This is a genomic window from Micromonospora sp. RTBAU3-60, from assembly GCF_054963695.1.
This window is the reverse complement of record NZ_JBUEGB010000179.1, coordinates 1-1,187: the sequence shown is the minus strand read 5'-3', so window position 1 is coordinate 1,187 and position 1,187 is coordinate 1. Positions and strand designations below refer to the sequence as shown.

Below are 1,187 nucleotides of genomic sequence, written 5' to 3'. Positions count from 1 at the left end.
TGCGGTGAACACGATGGTCTTGGCGACCTCGATCTGGCGCATGGGGATGTCCCACCAGTAGCCGGCGGCCCGATCGGCGGGGGTGAACGGTAGTGGTAGGCGGGCCGACCAGCGTTCGGCGAACACGGTGATGGTGCCGGGTCCGAGCCGGTCACAGATGTCCTGCAGGCCGGTGGGGTGGTCGCTGGCGGCGAAGCCGTTGGACAGTTCACGGAAGCTGATGCCGGCCTTGGTGGCTTGGCGTTTGGCCCACTCGTGCCCGTTGAACCAGATCTTTCCCGGGTAGGGGAAGTAGGCGCAGATCTTGATGAACGCCGGGCCGAAGTCGGTGTCCCACAGGTAGAAGTAGTAGCAGGTGACCCGCCGGTCGACGTGCTGGTAGGTGAACCACACGGCCCCCGTATCGGTGGCGGACTTCGACCCGGTGAACACGCGCTGGTACTCCTGCGCCACCCCGATCGCGACGACCTGGGACCGGCCGATAGCCGCGGCTTTGCGCATCAACGGCATCACCTGGTCGATCTTGCGTTCCGGCCACGGGCTGTCCGCCAGCACACCCGGGCGGGTCTTCTCCTTCTTGCCCGTGAAGCTGATGACCGGGATGTCGTTGGCCTCAGCGAAGGACATCACCGCCCGGCGGAAGCTCTGCCCGCGGCGTTCCAGCAGCGCAGGAGACGGCACCGGCATGCCCTCGTGCTGGTTGAGGAAGCTGACCACCTGCCCACCGACGACCAGGTTCGGCACGGACATGGTCAGATAGACCCGGTCCAAGCAGTCGATCTCCAGCAGCTTCTGCCCGTCGAGCACGTCGTTGACAGTGATCGCATTCGTTCACGTCAGACGTGAGGCCATGACCAACCTCCGCATCCACGTCTACGAATGCCAGGATGCGCCCACCAGCACCGGCCCGACCAGCCCAACCACCCACCTCGGCGGTCCGAGGCGAAGCCTCACTGGTGCTGTGACCGAGATGGTTCACCGTGATCGGAAGGCGGCTCGCGGGACGAGCGCACGCGAAACGGCTGGTATTACTGGGGCATGCAGGAAGAGATTGCACGCTCCGCGATCGACACGTTCATCTCCGCGTTCAACGCCTCGGACGACAGCTATGTAACTGCCCTGCTCTCCCAGGCTCTGACCTCAGACGTGGTCTTCTGGGGGCCGTTGGGTCGCAGCGAAGGAATCGC

1 protein-coding gene is annotated in these 1,187 nt (G+C 64.9%); it reads right to left on the bottom strand.

Translation table 11 applies throughout. The annotated features are described in order from the left end of the window. Positions 1-807, bottom strand: an 807-nt coding sequence (locus tag ACY34I_RS40415; RefSeq protein ID WP_462760832.1) for a hypothetical protein, incomplete at its 3' end; no start/stop codon positions are given. Between the last annotated feature and the right edge of the window lie 380 nt (positions 808-1,187).